Consider the following 16,706-nt stretch of genomic DNA (forward strand, 5'->3'; position numbering starts at 1 on the left):
CGTAAGTACGTGAAAGGTATTATTTCCGGTGAATAAAATGCGCATGGGACACCTAATCATTATTTTATCGGGGGAAAAGAATATGTTATGAACTTGGTTGAATGAAAAAATGAAAATTTTACTTTTAGAGTGAAACTAAACAAAAACGCTATTTTATTAGAAAAGGAGAATGAAAATGGAGGTCCAGTTAATTCACGAACAAACATATAAAAGTCAGTATGATTTAGAAAGTGCAGTAGAAAAATTCTACGATAGTCTCCGAGAAGAATTCGGAATGGTTGAGGACGAGGATATCAAGCAATTTGACCATATAAGCAGAGTATTTGAAGCGACGGCCGTAATGGAGAATGGTTTGAAATTGAAGGTAGAAATATTCTTTGCGGATGATGCAGACGAAGATGAATCATGGGTTTGTAAAGCTTATCAAGTAGCTTAATAAAAACTTCATTTGAAAGGAAAGTGATCAGGGTGGAAGTTCAATATGATGCGCAGGGCCGAATGAAGTATCATCCTGATTACGATCCGAATCATAAGAAGCCGTATACAACGAAAGAATTAGCCTACATATGTAAGTATTATGGATTCGGAAAGGTGAAGGGAATTGCTTTAGCATTAGGAAGAACGTAATTAACGATAAGGCAGCTAGTAAATACTCTCCGGAAGAATGGAATGTTTGAAAAATATAAAACTATGGGTGAGTAATTACAATAAAAATTTCATTTTATAGAAATAAAAACCCTAGTTTCCTAGGGTAATGGTATAACTGCCAAATATATTTTATTCGTTTATATCGTAACTTAATATTACGTTAAATACATCAGGTAAATGAAACCAATTGTAGAAAATAAGAGCAGTTAGCAAAAGCTAACTGCTCATCTCCAAGGGGGAACAAGGAGAAAATCTAATGTCATATATAGTATTGACGTAATATTTAGTTTTATTCGTGAAGAATTACATTTAACTTAATGCATAACCAACGATTAAAGTTAGTGTTAAAAACACTGATAATAACAATGTTAGCAGAACTGTTACTATGCTTCTAAGCATTGCTATCCAATTACCTGCTTTAGAGAATCCTTTAATACCAGCAAAAAATTTATATTATGCTTCATAGGTTGCTCCTTTGTTATCAAAATATTTCTATTAAATTTTAATGGAAAATATAAGAAAAAGATAGTGGTTATAAATTGGAATGAATCTTTTAACAAAATAATCCTTTTGTTTAAAGAAAAATAAGCTACCAAGTTACATTTATTAGAAATATTTTCTAAGGTATTCTTAAGAAGATGGGAATAGAAAGAATATCTTCGAGAGGAAAGGGATTAATTTATGTTAGGAAATTGGTTGGGTAAATTAAAAGAACCTAAATGTATACATAGATATAAACTTATTAATAGTCATGACAATGAAGATTTTAAAACTGGTAAGATGGGGATAGTTAGTTATTTCAAATGTGAAAAGTGTGGGAAAGAGAAGGAAATCAGCAAATATACTAATGATGTTAATAGTGACTATTGGGATATTTAAAACAACATTCGAATATCGTCCAGCTAGAAAACTAGAGGACACCAATTCATTAAAGCAGCAATTAAGGCTGCTTTAATGAATTGGTGTCCTTTTTATTTTGAAAAGGGAGATGGGGTAATGGAGGGGTTAAAAAATCAGTTACATGAATGGAAAAAGAAATCCAAGCAAGAAAAGAAGAAAAAACCAAAAGAGAAATTAAGTACTCGTGAAATTGAGGATTTAATGGGGATGCATAGACCTTGTTATGAACGAAGACGTGGAGCAATAAGACAAAAATAATCTAAAAATAAAAAGGAGCGGTCTTATATGACTAAACAATTATCTTTCTTACCAAAAATTGATAGAACAGCGAAACAAGAGGAATTAGAAGGCGTGTTGGAAAGTGTACGTATACATAGGAAATGTGAAAATTAGAAACAGATTCTTTCTTCTAGTAAAAATTGAAGTGGAAGTTGGAAATGTAGCCATAGAGGAATTTGTTTTTATTCGAATATCTGAGCAAGAAGCTAGAACATTGTTAGTAGGGGGTATTCAACGTTGTACTATTTCTAATTGTATTCCTAGGTCTCATGATGATTTAGAAGTAGAATTCATTTGTGTTTTAATCGTGGGTGGGGAAGCATTTGCGGTTTTTGATGTAGAAGACGATGTTGATGAAGCTGTACTTGTTCCAATTTCATTAAGAGAAGCCGAGCGTTTAATCTGTAGAGGAGCAAGACGATGTACAGTTATTAATAGATAAGAGTAAGCCTTTTTATGTTGTATATGTTGAAGATCTTTTAAATGAAAATACCCTAAATCACGGATACATAAATCATTTGGTGCTACAGTTGGAATACACAGAGAACCATAGGTTCGATTATGTTGTTTCCCTGGACCTGTATGGATATATAGGAATTGTCCGCTTAATAGGTCATATTCAAGTTGAATTTTCATCCCAGCAGTATGGCTACATCCTCCAGCCCAGGATAAATGGTTGAAAATATATCTGGAAGCTGAAATGCAGTGGAATCTAAAATGCGAATACGCTTGAAAACAGAGGTGTATGGAGAAGAAAGTGGTATAGATGAAGTTAATTTGTTATTTAGAAGGTTAGTCAATATATGTTGCAAAAACTGAACGGCTGATTTATTAAACCTTTGATTCAGTCCTTCCTGACTGATGAGTACTTCTGTGGATGATTCTAAACAGCTAGATAACTGAGCTAAAGAGGTTGTAGCGATATTTTGACTCATCCATATACATAAAGCGACTAAATCTTACTGGTTCGTTGCACGAAACCAACATCTCTAGCAAGATCCCGTAAGGTATTTGGAGATAAAAAACTTTGAATCTCTTGAGCAAATAGTTGTAATTCATCAGATACAGAAATAGACATACAAAAACGCCATCCTTTCCTATGATTCTACAAAAAGAATAGCGTATTTTTTCATTTTAGGGGAGATTTTGTTGAATTAGCTTGATAGCGATTAGTGGTACCCCTTATAGGATAATAGAAGTTTTGCATTTTCAATTTTTTTACACTCTATTAACAAGGCAGTTATAGCATCCTGGTTTAGCGTTAAGAATATGAATATATTCTACTTCTTTATTATCAAAAATTTCATCTATATTTTCTCTTAAATTTACACCTTCTGTAACCCTTGCTTCTACAATCATTGAGTCAGCATTGTAGCCGTGTACAGATAGATACCTATGATGTAACATATGCGGAATTTCATTTACATCTAGCTTAGCAGTAGTTGCTCCCTTTCGTATAAATATAGGACCACTTGCTTTATAAGGCGAATTAACACTATGATATTGGTAATTCAGTAAAATTACCTCTTCTCCTACCTCTGCATCCTTCAAACTTACCCTGCAAGGATATCCAGGATTTTTATTTGCTATTATTTTGACTGCCCCGATATTTTTTAATACTTCTTCATTCATTAGAAATAGGTTATTAAACTCCTTCTCTTGTAACGCAACGATTTGAAAGTTATTTCTCATATTCTACCCCTCCTTAATTAGTTGTTATAAAGCAATTCACTAATGATGCTACCACTAAAGTTCATAAAACTTGTTCAATAATGCTGCCCGTTTGTTGAGGATTGAATTAAAAAGCCTACAATTCTATAACAGAGAAAAAATTGCTTATTATTGTTCAATACAAAGTTGTTTACTTTTAATCAATCAGTAATGATTTATCGAAAAATACGATGAGTACAAAGCACTCTTGTTAATTCATGCTATCTTTTGTTAAAGAACGTGAATTCAGTCAAGTTCTTGGTTTACGGTATTTCCACTATGGAAAGCCCGGAATTGACTCGGTGAAAATCCTGTATTTCTTTTAAATGCATTATAAAAGCTAGATACACTTTGATAGCCTGTTTGATAACCAATCTCTGTACTATTAAAGACCGTTGTCAAGAGCAGTTCCTTTGCTTTCTTAACTCTGATCCTTTCTAGATATATTCGAGGAGTATACCCTGTTCTTTCTTTGAAACTCCGATTTAAATGAAAACGACTAACTCCTACCCTTGATGCAATTTCATTTAAAGACATGTTTTGAACATAATTATTTTTTATCAATCGCATAGTATCTTCTAAAACGCATTCGAACGGGTCGTATATTTTTATATTTAGATCTGATCGGCATCTTTTGCATGGGCGATAGCCTGCCCTTTGAGCTTCTTGCGCATTTGAAAAAAAGGATACATTTTCATAATTAGGAACCTTAGACTTGCAAGAAGGCCGGCAGAAAATTCCAGTTGTCTTGACTGCGTAAAAGAATATCCCGTCATACGCTGAATCACATGATACTGTTGCTTTCCACATGGTATCTCTAGAAAGGTTATTTTGATCTTTCATTAGATTTTAATCCTCCCTTGTAGGCGAAAATCTTATTACTTAAAATCATATAAATCACATATATAGCCACGACAATTAACGGAACAAATATATACAATTGAAAAAATGGAATCACCAGCAAACATAAAATGAAAGAGATTAACGATGCCCACCATGCCAGTGTGTTCTTCCTAAATAATTTAACGCCTGCCGCCATTGAAAGAACATAAACTAGAATCCCAAGAGAAGTCGGTATAAACAAAATATCATCAAACGTTAGTGACAAAGCTTTTGTCACTAACACACCTGCTACCGAAAAACAGATAACAAACAATACCATCTGTCTTGGAATTTGAGTAGTTGCATGCAGCCTTGAGAAAAATTTTGGGAAAGCACCATCTCTGCTTAATGAATATCCTAATTGCGTTAGGCTGGCTACAAAAGCATTCGCTGTCCCTGTACAAATAATTAAAGCTAAAACAGCTGTAACGACTTTGGCACCTCCGCCTACTGTACCTCCCATTATAACACCGATAGGAGACAGGTTGCTTTCTTGACTGCCATACGTGGCCGTTCCAATAGTGACAAGACTTAGCGCTAAAAATAATAATCCAATGACAACTGCACTAATAACTGCTCCTTTGACAATATCTTTTTCTGGCCTTTTAAAGTGCTCAGCCAGATTACAAATCGCCTCCCAACCGAAAAATGCCCAAAAGATAACCGTTATAGCGTTCCCGACAGAAAACCATCCATTTGGAACAAAGGGAGTAAAATTCCCCCATTGTATTCTTGGAAATGCCACAAATACAGCTGACGCTAAAAGAATCAGTAATAAGGAACTTAAAATCACTGCAACTTTACCACTAACATTTACGCCGTAATAATTGGAAACACCTGCAATTACCAAAATAAAGACGGCAATTATAATTGTTTCAAAATGCGAAAATCCAAATGCCTGACTGACGTAAAAAGCACCAGTTAAAGATACAATCGTTTGACCAACTGCTGCTGTTACAAAGTAAAACCACCCAACGATATTGCCAAGATGATATCCAAAAGAATTTCTAACAAAGGTTGCTGCTCCACCAGAATCAGGATATATCCGTGCCAAACTAGCAAAGGAATAAGCAAGCGGAAAACTAATTATAATAACGATAAACCAGGATACAATAGATGCAGGGCCCGCTATTGAGGCCGTTACCCCCGATAAAAAAAGGACACCTGATCCTAGAATAGCTGAAATGTATAACGCAATTCCTTGAAATAATCCAATGGCTTTATTGTTCATGATCTCCCCCCTTTTATAGGATTTAGTGTACTAGTAAAAAGGGGGGGATTCTTCTTGTTTTTTGCGGTTTAATTCGTTTAATAAAACAATCAAAAGCATTTTTATTATATTTCTTCTTCAACAATCGGGCCAGATTGTTGAAGAAAGTAGCCTGTTCCAATAAAGAACTTTATTATTCAGTAAACAACTTGTCATGAAACCATAAAACGAACCGAAATTTTTCTTAAGGGTAGAAAATTCGGCTCGCTTTATGTTGGGATTTGCTTAGCTTATATTTTCGTTAAAATGTGGGCGGGATCCCATGCCCATCAAGCTAACATTTTGAGACATCTCCATTACGAGAAATCTTCAAGAAAACAGACTTTGAAGTAAGGATACTATATACACGTATAGTACTCGCTAATTGGTGCTTTGGCTTTATGGATGCTTATAGTAATCTATATAAAATAATCTTTTTTTATAAATAAAAGGGCCTGATGTGAGAGAAAAGGCCTTTTCAAAAATTGCATATGAGGAAAATCAATGTCAATAGTTTAATACCAATAAATAAGAATTAATTCCAGGTATTAAGTATTGAGAAATAAAAAATATTTAACGCAACAAATTGGTTAACTTTATGAGCTAACCAATTGTTACACAAAAGAAAATTAGGCCCTCTAAGTAATAGATGTGTAACTTAAAGTTACAGTTATAGTGTAAGCGAGATTGAAAATGTTATACGAAAGTAATTCTGTTAAAAAGTTTCATTTTGTCATAAATAAAAGAGCAGTTAGCCCAGCCTAACTGCTCGATACAGAGGTAATAATCTAGCTACATAGATATTATATGCTGAGTTATTGATTTTATTTGTGTAAAAAACAAAAGAGCAGCTAACAAAACCTAGCCGCTCTAAACAGTGATGTGTCTCTAGATGTAGTTGTAGTATAAACAGAATGCTGAGTTTTATTCATGGGGAGATAGAAATGAGCTTGAAAATAGAATATAGTCCGGCTAGAAAACTAGAGGACACCAATTTTTAGAGCCGCGATAAAATTGTTTTAAGAAAGGGTGTTCTCTTTATTTTGAAAGGGGATTCGGGAAATGAAGGTATTAGAATAGAAATGTTTAAAAAACGCATAGATTGATAAAAAGTAAAGGGCGAATTCCTTATGAGAATAAGGAATATTATCATTTTTGTTACCATTTTCTTCTATCCTTATATATAATTGATTTGTATTTTATATATAAATTAGGAGGGAATTTATGACTACAAATAAGGACTACATTCGTTATATCCGGGGAAAAGTAGGGCATGATTTAATATTTCTTAATTTTGCTGGAGGTATTGTTTATAACGAACGAAATGAAATTCTTTTACAAAAACGGGGAGATAGAAATGAGTGGGGTCTACCAGGTGGTGCTATGGAACTTGGAGAATCTCTTGAAGAAACCGCTAAACGAGAAATATTTGAGGAGACAGGATTAAATGTTGAGGTTGAACATCTTATAGGTGTCTACTCTAAATATTCTGGTGAGTTTCCGAACGGAGATAAAGCTCAGACTATCACTCATTGTTTTCAATGTAAGCCAATTGGTGGAGAACTTACTGTAGATGGTATTGAGACTTTGGATTTAAAATACTTCCCAATAGACCAAATACCAAAATTATTCACAAAACTACACGAAGATGCCTTAGAAGATTGGCTTTCCAAAAGAAAAGGTGTATTTAGATAAAACACTTTCAAATTAATTATCCATAATCTTTAACTAACGGGCGCTTTAATTGAGTAAGAAAATAAAAACTTTTAACTTCCGCTAAAGATAATTATGTTAATGATTTAGTGATGGCAGTCCTGTTAAGGACAAGAAGAGGAACGTATAAAAATAGAGTTGTAGAAATAGAAAGAGTGGATTCCATGTGAGAGAATAGGGATCCACTTTTTTTCTTACAACTGATAAAGAGACACTATATCTGACTTACATAAATATCCTAGTTGTTCAAATTTGTCCTTGCTAATGGTACCATTAGAGTCATGGAGGGATATTATGTTTACTTTTAGATAATGCTTTAAGTTAAGTCTTTACAATTAAGCCCATTAAACGAAAGCCTTTAAATATAGAGCGTACAACTTTCATGAAGATGCGCCCTAAAAGAAATATTAAGTATGTATTATTTCTTTTCTTTAACTTCGTATTTAGCTTCAATAAAATTTAATAATTTACCTTTTTGATCATCATTTTCTTATATTTCCTTATCGTGTTGTATAATTGATTACGAGTTACTCTTTCTATTTTGATGTTCCTCTACTTTCTTATCATATACCTTAGAGAAATCATCCTTGTTTTCTTTAGCTAATTGGTAAACTGCTTCTTTCCACTGTTCTCTATCCATGCCTAACAGGTGGGGAGAACTATTCGCAATAACTACACTAACTTCTTTTACATCTTTACCTTTAGCTTCTAATATTGGTTTTGTACCTTTTCTTGCATCCTCTATCCCTTCTAAGATGAGTTTATGCGTGTCTTTATACTTATCAGGTACTTTTACGTTCTCCATTCGATCTAAAGCTTCATCCAAAATACTTGCCGTTTTGAATACCTCTTTATACTTTTCATCACCTTTTAGTGCATAACCTAAACCTATTATTATGTCATCCTTATTAAAGTTAAAATCTAGTAATTGTTCATACATGTAACTTGGATACTGTTCCTCAGATATTGTAGTTTTCAACATTGCTTTACTAGTTTCTTCAGTCTTAGGAGTAGAATCTTTATCTCCTAGCCCACAACCGAACAATAATAGAACTGGCATTGTCAACGCTATGAGTTTCGTTGCTTTCATTATGTATTCCCCTTTTAGAAAGTATTGTAATTAATTAACATATTGTACCATAACATAAATTATGAATATTAGATATACAAATTCCCTATCTTTACCGTGAAATGCATTTATTGTAATAATGAAGAATATGATACACATGCTTGGAATTGAAAAAATTTATAGCTCGTGAAATAAACATATACAAAGAAAAAGACATATTTATATTGTCCTCACCCTTACCGTCCATTTTGTCTAAAATATGGGTAGTCAAACCCACACATTAATACACAATTGGAAACATAATCAGTATATTAAGAAAAAATGTGTGAATTATTTAAACAAAAAAGTGTTAGCAAGTTTGCAAACGAACTTGCTAACACTTATACAGAATAGACATAACTTATTGCCGATATGTCGCCTTTGAAAATAGCTTTAATCAGTTACATCACACTTTATACGAAATACTCATAAAAACAGTCTTAATATACATGATAACAGTATAAACTCTATATTTCTTTTAATAATTTAAGGTTATATCCTTTCTGCATTCGCCGCGTTTAACCACGAATCATAGAATTCTGTAACTGATGCATACCGTTCTGCCCGATTTTCATTTACAGCACGATACGCTACCTCATATAATTCCTTACTTGCTTCCCATTTTATAAAGGAACGATCTTTTTCACCGCCTAGAAGTGAGAAAGCCATTGCTCCCATATTAAATACATTTGTTCTTTCATCAATTATAGCGTTTAGTTCAAATTCCTCTGGTGACATAAAACGGGAGGAACCCCATAGCCGGCCCATTTTATTTATGTAAGGTTTCTTACTGTATAAATCTATATCACAAATTTTTGTTTCGTTTGTATTAAAATTATATAAAATACTACCGTCATAAAAATCTATCGCTACATAGTTTTTCTTTTCTACATAAGTATGGAAAGAAAAAATGGAATGTAAGGAATGAATTCGTTTTATAGCAGACAAATGTCTAAATTTATAAAATGGAGAGTTTGGATTTTTATATTTCTCAGGAGGTGGGAAACGCCAATGCGAATGAAGACATTCACCATCAAACCAATCGAAAATTAATACATATCCAGATTGAACTGGAAAATGATCGATTAATCTTATAAGCGAGTCATGCTTTAAATCTTCATAGATAGTAACTGAATTTTTTAGCCTTTCAATAGCATCCCTTGTTGTTCCTTCATATGCAATTGTTTGTGCTCCTGCGTATTTAATAAATTTCTTATGACCATCTTTTTCTATACCAAAACTTATATTACCTGAATCTTGCTGGTCAAAAACTGCAAATACGGTCCCTAATTTAATAAGCCAATCAAAATTATGATATTCTTTCAATTGGAATGTTACGTTATTTAACTGAATTTCCACGGAATTATCTTTCATAGATTACCTCACATTTAATATAATTAAGTTGTACATTCCACTATTTCGACATATTTTATGGAAATCCTATGCTAATAATATAAAATTTTATAAATATAATGATAAACACTTATAAAGAGGTGAATATAATGGACCAACAAATTGTTATTAAAGCATATCAAAAAGACTGGGTTGAAGAGTATATAAAAGAAAAAGAGAAATTCTGTTCCTTGTTAGGACAAGAAATAATTGCTGTTGAACATATAGGAAGCACTGCAGTAAAAGGATTAGGAGCTAAACCTCTTATTGATATGATGATTGGCGTAACGGACTTGCAAATTACTGAAAACTGGATAGAAATTCTATCTGAAATTGGATATGAGTTTGTTCCAAAAGAAGCTACGAATTGGCGCTTTTTTAGAAAGGGAAAATGGAGAGCAGGTACTCATCATTTGCATGTTTATATTTATAATAGCGAAGAATGGAGAAACAATATTTTATTTCGGGACTTTCTAATAAGCCATGAATGGGCACGTGAAGAATATAGAGAATTAAAAGAGATGCTTGCTATTACATATACTTTTGATCGTGTGTCGTATACAAAGGCAAAAGCGCCGTTTATTCGAAAAATATTAGAATTAGCTAGAACTTAATAAATTTATAGATTCTTATCTAACTAGTTTTGAAACCTCTTCCTATACTTTTTATAGGGAGGGGATTTTTTGTTTTTTTCATGACAAAATATATAAGTTCTAATTATTGGAGGCAAACTATTTTATTTATTTTGATATTTCGAGTACATTGGAAATATTAAGGGGGAATTAAGCAATGAAAGCTATTGTACATCAATATAAAAAAGGATTAGAGGGATTAGAATATAAATTTTCACCTGAGATAAGTCCTAATGCAGGTGAAGTAAAAGTAAAGTTAAAAGCTGCAGGATTAAATCATAGGGATTTATTTATTATAAATAATAGAAAAGAAATGGATCTATCATTAGTAATAGGGTCAGATGGATCAGGAGTTGTTACAGAAATAGGAGAAGGAGTTTCAAATATTAAACTACATACAGAAGTTATTATTAATCCTAGTATTGGATGGGAACATGCTACTGAAGTACCGGAGTTACCGGAAGTGCTAGGTGGACCGAAAGATGGAACGTTTGCTGAATATGTAATTGTACCAGCTGAAAATGTAGTAGAAAAGCCTTCATATCTTACTTGGGAAGAATCAGGTGTTTTATCTTTATCCGCACTAACTGCATATAGAGCGCTTTTTACAAAAGGTAGACTGAAGTGCGGCGAACACGTTTTAATTCCGGGAATAGGCGGTGGTGTTGCTACATTTGCCATGTTATTCGCGAAAGCAATTGGCGCAAAAGTGAGTGTTACTTCTAGGGTAGAGAATAAAAGGGAACTTGCTGAGAAATATGGTGCAGATATTTCTTTTCATAGTGCTGGAAATTGGGAAGAGAGCTTACAAGGTGAAAAAGTAGATTTAATAATAGATAGTATAGGTCCGGCAACTTTTTTGAAATATTTTGATGTATTAAAACCAAATGGAAGAATCGTGAATTTTGGTGCAAGCTCAGGAGATAAAATTGAATTACCATTACGCGCGCTATTTTACAATCAAATTGATATTATGGGAACATCCATGGGTAGCGGTGAGGAATTTAATGAGATGATAAAATTTATAGAAAAACATCAAATTAAACCAATTATTGATAAAGTTTACTCGTTAGAAGAAGCAATTCGAGCACTAAGCCGTATGGAACATGGAGAACAATTCGGAAATATTGTACTTCAAATGAATTAAAAAATATGATTTTGCAATTAGTATATTTAAATGAATATGTTATGTATCCCAAACATGAAAAAATACGAACCGCCTTATTATAAAGGCTTACCAGCTTTATACATAAATTGCGTATAAAATTTGTTTTATAATTGTCATATGAATAATAGTAAAATGAGAATTAGATGAAAAAAGTTTAAGCCTATTTTCATAATGGTATTGTATACTGTGTAAATCAAGAACACTTGTATGTAAGGAGAGAGTTTAATGAATTACACAGTATTTCAGTGGTTTAATAATTTTGCTGATTCATCCAAACTATTAGATACGTTAATGGTTGCTATTACAAATAGCGCTGCATACGTAGCCATTTTATTTATGCTTATCTTATGGTTTAATAATGGAAAGAAAGATAAGGCAATTAGAAAACAATATACAGTTTTATATACGACGCTTTCGGTTATTTTTGCATTATTAGTAAATGTTCTTATACACGCAGTATATTACCATCCGCGTCCGTTCGTATCACATGATGTACATCAATTAGTACCACATGCAGCAGATTCATCATTCGTTAGCGATCATTCTGTACTTGTATTTTCAATCGTCTTCGTATTTATTCTTAGAGGAGAAAAACTGAAATATATCGCGCTATTATGGGCAGTATTAGTCGGTATATCACGTATGTACGTAGGTGTTCATTATCCTTTAGATATACTTGGTGCAGCATTCTTAACACTTATTATGAGCGCATTAGTAATGCAAAGTGCACGTATGTTTGAACCAATAGCGAAACTTGTATTCAAAATGTATGCATTAGTAGCGAGACGAATTCCTTTCTTAGCGAAATATAACCATATCGCATAATTGTATTATAAAAAAGTTCCCCTTTGGACATCCAGAGGGGAACTTTTTTATAGGAAATACGAAAAGAGTTTAGAGTGCTCTGTAATCAAGTTGTACTAATTAATATTTTGAAATTTCACGCACCGAATTTAAATTATATAAAATAATGACACAAAATAACAACAGTTAGTTTTGCATTGTTTTAAAGGAATTAAAAAGAAAACTTCGAAACATATAATATCGCAAACAAAAATTACAAATTTAAAAACGTATCTTCGTACGAATCCATTCCAAAAGAGAGGAGATAAGTATGCAAAAACTCCAAACGAATAAAGGCGCTCGATATATGATGATTGCTTTTATTGTTTTGTTTCTTATTATGATTTTGCGTATATTCTATATTCAGGCAGTAGGAGTCGTGCATAATGTGAATGTAAAGGATCTAGCGAATGAACAACATAATAAAAAAGGTGTTTTAGAAGCGAATCGTGGCACTATCTATGACCAAACCGGGAAGGTGTTAGTACAAGATTCTACAACGTATCGAGTTGTTGTGAATTTAAAAGGAAAAGATAAAGTGAAAAATAAAGATGAAACCGCACAACAATTAGCCGATGCGCTTGAAATTGATAAAGAAGAAGTATTGAAAAACTTGCATGAAGGGCGTACACAAGTTGAAATTGGAAAAATTGGTCGGAACTTATCTAGGGAAACGAAGGAAAAAATTAATGATTTAAAAATACCAGGTGTATCTTTTATGACGGAAAAAGCAAGAGTGTATCCGAATGAAGACTTTGCATCCTATATACTTGGTTTTGCTAGACCAGATGATAAAGGGAATACAGAAGGAAAGTTTGGGCTTGAAAAGAGTTTGGATAAATATTTGCGCTCTACAAACGGGAATATAGAATATGTGGGTACACGAAGGGGGATTCCGCTTACGAATGATATAGGTAAAGTAGAACCTGCTAAAAATGGGAATAACGTATATTTAACCCTTGATAAACAAATTAATAGCTTTTTAGAAGAAGCGATGAACAAAGCACAAGAGCATTATGATCCTTCTATGTTAATTGGAATTATTGCTGATCCAAAAACAGGAAAGGTTTTAGCAATGTCTAGTAAACCTAGTTACAATCCTAATGTAGGTGATATCGAATACTTTTTAAATGATCCGATTGCAAATGCATATGAACCAGGTTCAACAATGAAAGTTTTTACGTTAGCAGCTGCCATTAATGAAGGTGTATATAACGGAAAAGAATATTTTCAATCTGGAAAATATTCCGTGGGTTCATCTGATATAAAAGATCATAATGGTGGATTTGGATGGGGATCAATTACGTTTGATGAAGGTTTTGAAAGGTCATCAAACGTAGCTTTCTCTATTTTAGAAGATCAGTTACTGAAACCAAATAAATTTAAGCAATATATGAAAAAATTTGGATTCAATCAAAAAACAGGAATAGATTTACCTGGTGAAAGTAAAAATACTTTATTATTAAATACGCAAATTCAACAAGTTACAACTTCTTTCGGCCAAGGTTCTACAGTAACTCCTATTCAATTAATCCAAGCGGCTACTGCAATAGCAAATGACGGGAAAATGATGCAACCATATATCGTTGATAAAATTGTAAATCCAACAAACAAAGAAGTTATTATGGAAAATCAACCGAAAGAAATTGGGAATCCGATAAAAAAAGAAACAGCGGACAAGGTTAGAAGCTTAATGGAGCGTGTTATAACATCTTCAAAAGGAACTGGTACAATGTATAAAGTGGATGGTTATCCAATTGGAGGTAAGACAGGAACAGCACAAATCCCGAATCCTGAAAACGGCCGATATATGGAAGGGAAAGAGAATTACATTTTCTCCTTTTTAGGAATGGCTCCAATTGATGATCCGGAGTTAATCGTATACTTAGCTATTAAGCAGCCAAAGTTAAAAGGAGATGAGTATGGAGCTCAGCCTCTTGCTGAAATATTTAAACCTGTTATAAAAAACAGCCTTGAATATTTAAAAGTGAAACCGTATACAGAAAAACAAATAGCTGATGCAGCGAAACAATCTCAATTAAAAGTGCAAAATTATGTAAATAAATCGATGGATACAATAGAGAAAAGTGTAGAAAAAGAGAAGCTACAGCCGGTAATTTTAGGAGAAGGAAAAATAATAAAACAATACCCACAGTCTGGCGAGGTAATAAGTGAAGGAGATCGTATATTTTTATTAGGAAATAACGCACATATGCCAAATGTAAAAGGTTGGTCCATGCGTGATGTTATGTATTTCTCTAAGCTTTTGAAATTAGATTTGAAAACTTCTGGTACGGGTTATGTAACGAGCCAAAGTATTGAAAAAGGACAAGGTTTACAAGAAGGAGATACACTAGAAATAGAATTAGAACCGCCGTTACAACCGTTAACAGAGGCGAATACGAATTAATTCAGGTATTTGGAAGGAGCTATATGAAAATGGCTCTTTCTTTAGAGTTATAAGTAATTTCACGCACCGTAATTTTTAGAAAAAATAATAAATAAGTGAATTAATAATAATACGTTATTAAATATCTGATTATTTTTTATTTACAGTTAAAATAATTTGTGATAATATGGAAAAAATCAAATGCAGTGAAGAGAATAGTAAATAAAATGAATTTTTCACAGAGAGCTCCATTTAGCTGAAAAGGAGTAAAAATTCTTTATTGAATCAAGCCTCTGAGCAGCACACCGGAACCTGTTATGAAGGGGGTGGTGTGACGGGAGCTCCCGTTATAGAGCTATGGTATAAGCATGAATGAGAATGCAGTACCTGATAAGGTTAGTATGGTGACATATTAACAAACTAGGGTGGCACCGCGATGATAATCTCGTCCCTAAGATTAAAAGTCTTGGGGGTGGGATTTTTTTATTGTTGTAAAACAATTTGGAAAGCGGGGGCAAAAAATGAAAAACTTACTTAAAGATTGGAAATATCCTTTATTACTATTGTCCGGAGTTGGTATTGCGAATTTAGGGGCATGGATTTACTTAATAGCACTGAATGTACTTGTCTATAATATGGGTGGCTCAGCCTTAGCTGTTGCTACTTTATATGTAATAAAACCATTAGCCACTTTATTTACAAACGCTTGGTCTGGGAGTATGATTGATCGTTTAAATAAACGGAAGTTAATGATTCACCTCGATATATATCGTGCGTTATTTATCGCTATTTTACCTTTACTTCCGTCACTTTGGATTGTTTATGTATTCGTATTCTTTATAAGTATGGCCAGTGCAATTTATGAGTCAACTGCTATGACGTATATGACGAAATTAATTCCAGTAGAGCGAAGACAACGTTTCAACTCACTACGTAGTTTAATAGGATCTGGTGCATCACTAATTGGACCAGCAGTAGCGGGGGGATTATTAATTGCGGGTACACCAGAATTCGCTATATATATGAATGCTATAGCATTTCTCTTATCAGGATTAATTACATTACTTTTACCCAACCTTGATAAGAAAAAAGATTCGGATACAACTAGTAATACATTATCCCTTACAGTATTAAAAAAAGATTGGAGCACTGTTATAAATTTTAGTAGAAAACATGTGTATGTCGTATATGTGTATTTCTTATTTCAAAGTATGTTCGTATTAGCAACTGCTACTGATTCACTTGAACTATCGTTTGCGAAAGAGGTATTACTACTAACAGATAGTGAATACGGTTTTCTAGTTAGTATAGCTGGTGCAGGCTATATATTAGGTGCCATAACAAATACAATTTTGTCAAAGAAATTAGCACCTTCATTTCTAATTGGAATAGGATCATTATTCATCGCAATTGGTTATTTAATTTATGCCTTTTCAAATGTATTTTTAATAGCTGCTATTGGATTCTTTATTTTATCTTTTTCGATGGCATATGCAAATACAGGATTTTATACATTTTACCAAAATAACATCCCTGTTCATATGATGGGACGGATCGGGAGTATATATGGGCTTATTATTGCGTTAGTAACAATTTTTATTACAATATTATCTGGTGTTGCGACTCAGTTCATTTCTATACAACTTGTAGTTATTGTAGGGTCATTAATAATGTTATTTATCACTATCGTATTGTGTGTGTTTACTTTATTCCCATTGCAATCTAAGTTGTATTCTACTGAATCAATAAAGTGAAACTTTAATCAGTGGGGGTTTTGTTCATCCCCCGCTTAA

General features: G+C 32.9%; 15 protein-coding genes, 3 pseudogenes and 1 other annotated feature. Of the genes and pseudogenes, 11 read left to right on the top strand and 7 right to left on the bottom strand.

Annotated features, from left to right (window positions below; translation table 11 throughout):
* Window positions 1–175: 175 nt before the first annotated feature.
* Complete coding sequence (locus BCG9842_RS12685; RefSeq protein WP_000453679.1) at window positions 176–436, top strand: hypothetical protein; 261 nt, start codon at window positions 176–178, stop codon at window positions 434–436.
* 32 nt (window positions 437–468) lie between these two features.
* A pseudogene (locus tag BCG9842_RS12690) lies at window positions 469–702 on the top strand (DNA-entry nuclease).
* A gap of 255 nt (window positions 703–957) precedes the next feature.
* Here BCG9842_RS12690 and BCG9842_RS32030 read toward each other — a convergent pair.
* Window positions 958–1,244: pseudogene (locus BCG9842_RS32030) on the bottom strand (hypothetical protein).
* Window positions 1,245–1,329: 85 nt separating this feature from the next.
* Here BCG9842_RS32030 and BCG9842_RS12695 point away from each other — a divergent pair.
* The 3 genes from BCG9842_RS12695 (at window position 1,330) to BCG9842_RS29780 (ending at window position 2,269) form a co-directional block, all read left to right on the top strand.
* Entirely contained in the window at window positions 1,330–1,527 is a 198-nt protein-coding gene (locus BCG9842_RS12695; protein WP_000901426.1) for a hypothetical protein, read from the top strand.
* A gap of 117 nt (window positions 1,528–1,644) precedes the next feature.
* Entirely contained in the window at window positions 1,645–1,806 is a 162-nt protein-coding gene (locus BCG9842_RS31330) for a hypothetical protein (protein ID WP_002082702.1), read from the top strand.
* A 103-nt stretch (window positions 1,807–1,909) separates the two neighbouring features.
* A complete protein-coding gene (locus BCG9842_RS29780) occupies window positions 1,910–2,269 on the top strand; it encodes a hypothetical protein (RefSeq protein WP_015945802.1) in 360 nt (119 codons plus the stop codon).
* 2 nt (window positions 2,270–2,271) lie between these two features.
* Here BCG9842_RS29780 and BCG9842_RS12710 read toward each other — a convergent pair.
* The 4 genes and pseudogenes from BCG9842_RS12710 to BCG9842_RS12725 form a co-directional block, all read right to left on the bottom strand.
* A pseudogene (locus tag BCG9842_RS12710) lies at window positions 2,272–2,905 on the bottom strand (IS4 family transposase); the annotation flags it as partial.
* A 140-nt stretch (window positions 2,906–3,045) separates the two neighbouring features.
* Window positions 3,046–3,519: a DUF1203 domain-containing protein gene (locus BCG9842_RS12715; protein WP_001245407.1), complete on the bottom strand. Its 474-nt coding sequence runs from the start codon at window positions 3,517–3,519 to the stop codon at window positions 3,046–3,048.
* 264 nt (window positions 3,520–3,783) lie between these two features.
* Window positions 3,784–4,380: a bifunctional transcriptional activator/DNA repair enzyme AdaA gene (locus BCG9842_RS12720; protein ID WP_000654821.1), complete on the bottom strand. Its 597-nt coding sequence runs from the start codon at window positions 4,378–4,380 to the stop codon at window positions 3,784–3,786.
* Window positions 4,364–5,650, bottom strand: coding sequence for an APC family permease (locus BCG9842_RS12725; RefSeq protein WP_001060115.1), 1,287 nt, complete (start codon window positions 5,648–5,650; stop codon window positions 4,364–4,366). The genes BCG9842_RS12720 and BCG9842_RS12725 overlap by 17 nt, the downstream gene beginning before the upstream one ends.
* Before the next feature lie 1,242 nt (window positions 5,651–6,892).
* On the opposite strand from BCG9842_RS12725, the gene BCG9842_RS12730 reads away from it, so the two are divergent.
* Window positions 6,893–7,363, top strand: coding sequence for an NUDIX hydrolase (locus BCG9842_RS12730; RefSeq protein WP_000210489.1), 471 nt, complete (start codon window positions 6,893–6,895; stop codon window positions 7,361–7,363).
* 538 nt (window positions 7,364–7,901) lie between these two features.
* Here BCG9842_RS12730 and BCG9842_RS12735 read toward each other — a convergent pair.
* Entirely contained in the window at window positions 7,902–8,471 is a 570-nt protein-coding gene (locus BCG9842_RS12735) for a membrane protein (RefSeq protein WP_000648401.1), read from the bottom strand.
* 510 nt (window positions 8,472–8,981) lie between these two features.
* Window positions 8,982–9,863 carry a protein kinase domain-containing protein gene (locus tag BCG9842_RS12740; RefSeq protein WP_000654529.1) on the bottom strand — a complete coding sequence of 294 codons (882 nt, stop codon included), beginning with the start codon at window positions 9,861–9,863 and terminating at the stop codon, window positions 8,982–8,984.
* A gap of 128 nt (window positions 9,864–9,991) precedes the next feature.
* Here BCG9842_RS12740 and BCG9842_RS12745 point away from each other — a divergent pair, with 128 nt between their 5' ends.
* From BCG9842_RS12745 to BCG9842_RS12765, 5 genes are all read left to right on the top strand, one after another.
* Window positions 9,992–10,495: a GrpB family protein gene (locus tag BCG9842_RS12745; RefSeq protein WP_000372681.1), complete on the top strand. Its 504-nt coding sequence runs from the start codon at window positions 9,992–9,994 to the stop codon at window positions 10,493–10,495.
* Window positions 10,496–10,670: 175 nt separating this feature from the next.
* Complete coding sequence (locus BCG9842_RS12750) at window positions 10,671–11,660, top strand: zinc-binding dehydrogenase (RefSeq protein ID WP_000644526.1); 990 nt, start codon at window positions 10,671–10,673, stop codon at window positions 11,658–11,660.
* A 246-nt stretch (window positions 11,661–11,906) separates the two neighbouring features.
* Entirely contained in the window at window positions 11,907–12,506 is a 600-nt protein-coding gene (locus BCG9842_RS12755) for an undecaprenyl-diphosphatase (RefSeq protein WP_001110130.1), read from the top strand.
* Window positions 12,507–12,795: 289 nt separating this feature from the next.
* Entirely contained in the window at window positions 12,796–14,934 is a 2,139-nt protein-coding gene (locus tag BCG9842_RS12760) for a penicillin-binding protein (RefSeq protein WP_001170951.1), read from the top strand.
* A gap of 176 nt (window positions 14,935–15,110) precedes the next feature.
* Window positions 15,111–15,369, top strand: a binding site (T-box leader).
* 65 nt (window positions 15,370–15,434) lie between these two features.
* The gene (locus BCG9842_RS12765; protein ID WP_000793350.1) at window positions 15,435–16,667 is read left to right on the top strand and encodes an MFS transporter; all 1,233 of its coding nucleotides are present in this window, start codon (window positions 15,435–15,437) and stop codon (window positions 16,665–16,667) included.
* Window positions 16,668–16,706: the final 39 nt, after the last annotated feature.

This window comes from Bacillus cereus G9842, from assembly GCF_000021305.1.
Classification (GTDB): Bacteria; Bacillota; Bacilli; order Bacillales; family Bacillaceae_G; genus Bacillus_A; species Bacillus_A thuringiensis_S.